Genomic DNA, 6771 nt, shown 5'->3' with positions numbered 1-6771 from the left:
TATGATTTTTATAGCTAACCATCTTGACAAATCCGATTTGAGAGGGAATGAAACAGCCCTGCCTTAATAAGGGGGGCTAGGATTTGTTTGAATATTGTATTAATTGTTGCTAAGTATGGTATTAATTATTGCTTCTTCTCTTGTTCCCCCCTTATTAAGGGGGGTTAGGGGGGATCAATTCTGGCGACTGTGAGAAGGAGAACCTTTCATGATATTGGCAAGACCAAATGCTAGACCAAAGCAAACCAGAGAACCAAGAATTCCAGCAATACTAGTGCCAATCTTGTCAAGTCCCTTTATTTGATAATCAGCAAAGGGTGTAGGAACTGAAACGCGAACGTTGTCTGCTAATTTACTAAAACCCGTTTGCTCTGATACCCAGTCCAACCCATCGGGAAATGCCGATGCGAATAGCGATAAGACTCCAGCAATTAGCAAAATACTGACAACAGGAACTAACCAACCTTTGAACTCGTGTTGCTCTCCAGGCAGTAAATCCGGTCGCGCGGTTGAAAGATAAGTTAGTACTCCCCCTGTAATTAATCCTTCTCCAACACCAATCAAGATATGAATTCCTGTCATTGAAGGTAAAACTATATTAATTGGCGCCGTTCCGGATAGTGCTAATTCAATCGATGCGACTATTGCCGCTAGCACAACGCTGATACCGGCGGCAACTCCAGCAGCTAGTGGCAAACGACTTCTTTTACCACCCAGTAATCGTAATAGAGGTTGAGTCAAAGTCCAACCAACCCAAACTCCCACCAAACCCATATTCAAAATGTTGGCACCTAGTGCTGTAATTCCACCATCGGCAAATAATACCGCTTGAATAATTAAAACTGTGGCAATACAAAGCGTTCCTGCCCAAGGACTACCCAAGATTACTGCCGCTAAAGTTCCACCCAATAAATGACCACTTGTACCACCTGCTACAGGAAAGTTTATCATTTGTGCTGCAAAAACAAATGCCGTTGTTAATCCTAAAACTGGCGCGCTACGTACACCAAATGCATTTTTCGCGCGCGTTACCGCTACTCCGAGCGCTGCAACACTCACAACACCCGTTACCGCAGCTACCGATGGAGAAATAAACCCATCAGGAATATGCATAATTTTCTCCATTTATCAATGTCATTTTTGATACTCTACCACTGAAGATTCTGTTAGTATATAAACTTAATAAAAAACAAAATATTCACCAATTTTCAATGCCCCTATAGGGGATTATTAATACTTCTTAAGAAGGATTAGCAGTAGTATTTTTCGTATTTTTATATCCTTCTGCTTTTTTATACAAATTTTAGCTTTAATTCTTATTTCAGTTTTATGAACACTGTTATAGCAAAGTAAATTACTCGAATAAATATGTGTTGTATAGTTTAACAGATACTATTTAAAGAAATAATTTTATTTTAAATAGTTTATATATTTAATACTGTTAGTTATCTGATATAATACCATACTTTTAAATTATAAGTGAGTAAGAAAAGTAACAGTAAAATTGCTTTTAAATAAGTTTTTGATACAAATTTACAAAGCAACCAATTTTGTTTTAATAACTTAATATATTGAGAATAAACTTAATAATGGTTGATTGGATTTGACTGAAACCCTGAATATAGCTTGATTGAGAGCAGTAGAAACAATGAATTATAATCTTCTTGAGATTTATTGACAACAATCTATACTTAATATAATATTAACGCTAGTTGCAAATAGTTTGCAGTTGTTCTTTTGTTGCAAAATAATCTCAAACCATGCCCAACAACTTTATTTTGCTTTATGGGGACTTGTTTGGTCGGCGCCAACTACTGAAATTTGGATTAGCTGGCGCCGGAGTAATCAGTGGGACGGCATTATGGCAGACACTGACTTCGCGTCAGTCGCCAGTGAGAATACCACCGATGGAGGCGCCTGTTACAGCAGCGATGAATCCAATGAAGATAGTGCGTGACTTTGACTATGGCACAGTCAAGCACGAGAATGGGCGAACTATTCGAGAGTTCCGCTTGACAGCAGGAACATCGACAATTCAGCTAAATACTGCGGTGTCGTATAATATTTGGGATTTAAATGGCAGGATTCCCGGGCCGACCCTAAGAGCAAAACAAGGTGAACGAGTACGGGTGTTATTTTTAAACCAAGCAGGTCATTCTCACTCGCTGCATTTTCATGGAGTTCACCCAGCAAAGATGGATGGGGTACGACCAATTAGTAATGGTAAGGCTACAATTTACGAGTTTGATGCGGAACCCTATGGAGTTCATCTTTACCATTGCCATATTGAGCCTGTAACTCGACATATAGCCAAGGGTTTATATGGAATGTTTATTATCGACCCACCCCGTGCAAGACCACCTGCTGACGAAATAGTGTTGATAATGGCTGGATATGATGTAAACGAAGATAACCATAATGAGCATTATGCTTTCAACGGATTGCCACACTATTATATGGATAATCCGATTCGCATTTATAAAGACCAGTTAATCAGACTTTATCTTCTTAACATTATTGAGTTTGACCCAGCTGTAACATTTCACCTTCACGCGAACTTTTTTGATGTGTATCGATATGGTATGAGCATGACTCCAAGTGAGAAAAGCGATGTGATTACGATGGGTATTGCAGAAAGACATATATTAGAGTTTTCTTTTCGCTATCCCGGTAAGTATATGTTCCACCCACATCAGGATGCAGTTGCGGAGAATGGCTGTATGGGACAGTTTGAGGTTGTACCTACGACTGCAAAGGCTTGATACAAATATTCAATTACTAGTTCAATTAGTAGTTTAATTAAGAATGAGGCACCATTACATCTCAATAAATACGATTATTAAATGAAGTTTAAAAAAAGTAAAATTATTGAAAATGCTAACAGTAAATGCAACACTAACTTAGTCAATAATATGACAAGCCGTCGAATTTTAGTTCGTTAGCTTGAATTGATTTAATGTATAGGCTTTTTGACAATCATTAGGAATATCAGGAGTAAAAATGTTTAGACCACGTTACATATTTTTAACAGTTGCAGCTTGTGCGATTGTTGCACTTAGTTCTTGTGCTGGTGGTGGGGCGCCTTCTGCTGATAACAATGGAAGCAACACAGCACCTGTTGTTTCTAATACGAGTGCAGCGAATACATCAACTACTAGCTCACACAGTGGTCATGGCAAGAAAGTAAACATAAATTCCGCGATTTTATCAGAGTTAGACAAGTTTGAAGGAATGCTTGGTGTACCCGCATTATCGAATAAAATCCAAGCGGGTCGTACTTATGCTTCACCAGAAGAATTAGTATCTAAAAAGATATTAACTCAAGAGCAATTTGACAAAATCAAAGACATGGTGACGATAGAGGAAGTTCAGCTTACAGGTGAAGCCAAAGATGTTGACTACATGACCAAGTTAGGGTTGATGAAAGGACACTTAATAGTCGCAAAAGAACTACTCGACTTGAACCAGCCTAAAGCCGCAGAACCTCATATTGGACACCCGGTAGAAGAAATTTATACTGACGTTGAAGAACAACTTAACGAACGCAAGGTAAAAGAATTCAAGACAACTTTAATTAGCTTGCAAGATTTGGTCAAGTCGAACGGTAAAGCAGACAAAGTTAAAACCAACTTTACTAGCTCAATGCAAGCGGTTGACGGTGCAATAGCGGTACTACCCCAACCAGAACGTACAAAGAATGCTTTTAACTTACAGGTAATCAACGGTTTACTCGACTCCGCAAACTCTGAATATAGTGCTGCTGTAGCTGATGGTAAGATTTCTGCTGCAATTGAATACCAAGACTCGCGCGGTTTTGTTAGCTATGCGAATGATCTATACAAGAGTATAGCTAGCAGCATGTCAAACGAAAATCCTGAAGTTCACAAAAATATTACAACCAGTATGGCTGAACTAACAAAAGTTTGGCCTGGAGCTATTCCTCCTGCAACACCAGTTAAGGCGCCTCTAGAAGTCACGAAGTTGGTAAAAGCTATCGAAGCTGAGTCGCAAAAAGCGATAGACAAAGCTTCGACAAAAGCGCAGTTATAGCAGTTAGAAACTGGGTTCTATAGAAACCCGGTTTCTTTCAAATCTTGTTTATATAACACTTATATAAGTTTCCTAGGGAGTTAAAATACAGGGTAGGCGAAAAACGATGTAATTATTAAGAGCCGTTATAGTTCAGGTGCCGTTTGCGACCTTGCTATATTTTTCAAGGCTAAAATTACAATCATGAATTGCCTTTTATGCACGTAAGGTGAATTGGTAACTGATGCAAGAACTTAATCAGCAAAAAGCAATCGACCTGCTTAATACCATCATGGAATTTGAGCTAGCAGGTGTTGTTCGTTACACGCACTATTCATTAATGGTGACAGGTCCATATCGAATTCCAATTGTAGATTTTTTTAAGGCACAAGCAAGCGAATCACTGCTTCATGCCCAACAAGCTGGTGAAATTCTTACAGGTTTAGATGGACATCCTAGCCTAAAAATTGCCCCAATGGAGGAAACATATAAGCACACAGTAAAACACATTCTAGAAGAAAGCTTGGCGCACGAAAAGAAGGCATTATCACTGTATAAAGAGTTACTTGATGCAGTTCTTGATGCTAGTATTTATTTAGAAGAATTTGCTCGTACAATGATTGGTCAGGAAGAACTCCACAATCTAGAGTTGAAAAAAATGCTACGCGATTTTAGTCAATAATTAATTTATTTCGTAGGGTGCGTGACGGTAGAAGGAATTTCAACCTAGTTATAAGACTTGTAGCGTCACGCACCGCGCTCTCGTGGTTGTGACTACTCGGCGCCTTCGTGCCAGGTGCTTAACACCAGTAGAAAACTCATGCTTTGTTTAAGTCACGCACCCTACTTTGTAACCTGCTTTGGTGCGTGACGCCACTAGACTACTAGCTTCGTTTAAAAATTGTGATAGCGTCACGCACCCTACTATGGATTTTACTGCTGCCTTATCTACTTTTTTGATTGCGCTTCGCGAAGGAGTCGAAGCTGCTCTTGTTGTGGGTATTGTACTGGCATTTCTCAAAAAAGCCGGACAAACGCGACTCAACAAATGGGTTTATATCGGTTTGGGAACTGGAGTTGCCGCAAGTTTTGTTTTAGCATTTTTGTTTCAATTATTTGTGCCAGCTTTACAGCGCGCGTTTCCCCAGTATGCAGGTGTAATTGAATTCCTTTATGAAGGGGTATTCAGTGTGCTGGCTGTGATTATGCTTAGTTGGATGTTAATCTGGATGACTAAGCAAGCTAGATATATGAAAGCTTCTGTTGAAGGCGCCTTGTCTGATGCATTGAAAAACGATAAAACAGCGGCGCGAAATATTTTTACATTAATATTTGTAGCGGTAGCGCGCGAAGGTTTTGAGACAGTCGCGTTAATTACTACAAATACAGGCAGCGGAGCATATGGCGCCGGACTTGGTGCAATATTAGGTATTATTAGTGCTGGTTTTATAGGTGTTGGTTTATTTAAATTAGGAATCAAGTTTAATATTCGTCAGTTTTTCCAAGTGATGGGTATTTTACTTGTATTAATTGTGGCAGGATTAGTTGTAACAGCATTAAGTAGGTTTGATGCAGCAGCAGCGTCTCTGGCATCTTATAGTCGCGCGTCACAAGACCTTTGTTTCTACTACGAGCGTTTTACCAAAATTCATTCGTGTATTCTTGGGCCGTTAGTTTGGAATACATCTAAAATTTTACCTGACGAAGAGTTTCCTGGTATTATTTTCAAAGCATTATTTGGATACCAGCACCATCTTTATCTTGTGCAAGCTATTGCTTATTTGGTTTTCTTGTTTTCAATTGGTGGTATTTATCTTCGCAGTATTAGTGGTGGTGGTAGTAAAAAACCAGTTACACAAAAAGGTTAGTATGTTGGCATAAGCCACCGTACCATTTAAGCCATGACAAATATTTTTATCAAACAGTTATTCATTCATCCTATTAAAGGATTAACTCCACAAACACAAGAATCTGTTTTCCTCAAAGTTGATCATGGCATACCAGGAGACCGAGCGTTTGCCTTGATGTATAAGCAAGACCCAGCAGATGCTCATATTGAAGTACCGTGGATGAAAAAGGGTAACTTTGCCATGCAAAACGACTGGCACTCTTTAGCAGCATTAGATTGTTTTTACAATGTAATATCAGAAAAATTAACAATTAAACGTAAAGGAGTAGAGTTACTCGTTGCGGATACGAGTACTACAACCGGACGTAATGATATCTCAACGTTTTTTACAGGATATTTAGCTGCAAGCTATCCAAGTCCAAGCATTAATAAGCGGGCGCCTTTACAATTAGTGGGTTCGCATAACAAAACCCGCTATCAAGATAGAGAAGCAGGACATATATCTATAGTTAGTCAAGCAAGCATCGATAATTTAAGTGAAATAACTGGTAAGCAAATAGACGTTCGCCGCTTCCGTCCCAATATTGTAGTAGATGGCATACCCGCATGGAGTGAGTTTGACTGGGTAGAAAAACAAATCAAAATTGGAAACGCGCTAGTTGAAATTACCGCACGAATTAATCGTTGCTTGAATATAGAAGTCAACCCCTCTACCGGAGAACGTGATATTGCTTTACTCTCAATTCTCAAAAATCGCTTTCAACATACGCAAACAGGCGTTTTAGGAATAATTATCAACAACGGAAATATTACTCTAGGAAACACACTTACTATACAGTAACCATTTTTACAGTTAACTCACATCTAATGCTTAAGTATTAATATTTAGTTGC

The 6771-nt window shown here is 38.9% G+C and carries 6 protein-coding genes; 5 read left to right on the top strand and 1 reads right to left on the bottom strand.

Translation table 11 applies throughout. The features are described 5' to 3' along the window. Positions 1-174: 174 nt before the first annotated feature. Positions 175-1113, bottom strand: coding sequence for an energy-coupling factor ABC transporter permease (locus tag AC2JBO_RS41490; RefSeq protein ID WP_496959461.1), 939 nt, complete (start codon positions 1111-1113; stop codon positions 175-177). A 647-nt stretch (positions 1114-1760) separates the two neighbouring features. Between AC2JBO_RS41490 and AC2JBO_RS41485 the strand changes: the two genes are divergently transcribed. The 5 genes from AC2JBO_RS41485 (at position 1761) to AC2JBO_RS41465 (ending at position 6719) form a co-directional block, all read left to right on the top strand. Beyond that, entirely contained in the window at positions 1761-2762 is a 1002-nt protein-coding gene (locus tag AC2JBO_RS41485) for a multicopper oxidase domain-containing protein (RefSeq protein WP_496959460.1), read from the top strand. A 238-nt stretch (positions 2763-3000) separates the two neighbouring features. Further along, entirely contained in the window at positions 3001-4050 is a 1050-nt protein-coding gene (locus tag AC2JBO_RS41480; RefSeq protein ID WP_496959459.1) for a ComEA family DNA-binding protein, read from the top strand. Positions 4051-4273: 223 nt separating this feature from the next. Next, positions 4274-4711 carry a ferritin-like domain-containing protein gene (locus AC2JBO_RS41475; protein WP_496959458.1) on the top strand — a complete coding sequence of 146 codons (438 nt, stop codon included), beginning with the start codon at positions 4274-4276 and terminating at the stop codon, positions 4709-4711. Between the two features lie 244 nt (positions 4712-4955). Then, positions 4956-5897 (top strand): FTR1 family iron permease, encoded by a 942-nt coding sequence (locus AC2JBO_RS41470; RefSeq protein ID WP_496959457.1) that lies wholly within the window; start codon positions 4956-4958, stop codon positions 5895-5897. A gap of 33 nt (positions 5898-5930) precedes the next feature. Then, entirely contained in the window at positions 5931-6719 is a 789-nt protein-coding gene (locus AC2JBO_RS41465; protein ID WP_496959456.1) for an MOSC domain-containing protein, read from the top strand. The last annotated feature ends 52 nt before the right edge of the window (positions 6720-6771 follow it).

The organism is Calothrix sp. CBUCES-K 9914, assembly GCF_059640475.1.
This window is presented reverse-complemented; position numbering and strand designations above follow the sequence as displayed.

Bases quoted from the DNA above. Each gene is read 5' to 3' on its own strand.
- AC2JBO_RS41485 (WP_496959460.1), top strand. From the start codon at position 1,761: ATGCCCAACAACTTTATTTTGCTTTATGGGGACTTGTTTGGTCGGCGC.
- AC2JBO_RS41475 (WP_496959458.1), top strand. From the start codon at position 4,274: ATGCAAGAACTTAATCAGCAAAAAGCAATCGACCTGCTTAATACCATC.
- AC2JBO_RS41490 (WP_496959461.1), bottom strand. From the start codon at position 1,113: ATGCATATTCCTGATGGGTTTATTTCTCCATCGGTAGCTGCGGTAACG.
- AC2JBO_RS41465 (WP_496959456.1), top strand. From the start codon at position 5,931: ATGACAAATATTTTTATCAAACAGTTATTCATTCATCCTATTAAAGGA.
- AC2JBO_RS41470 (WP_496959457.1), top strand. From the start codon at position 4,956: ATGGATTTTACTGCTGCCTTATCTACTTTTTTGATTGCGCTTCGCGAA.
- AC2JBO_RS41480 (WP_496959459.1), top strand. From the start codon at position 3,001: ATGTTTAGACCACGTTACATATTTTTAACAGTTGCAGCTTGTGCGATT.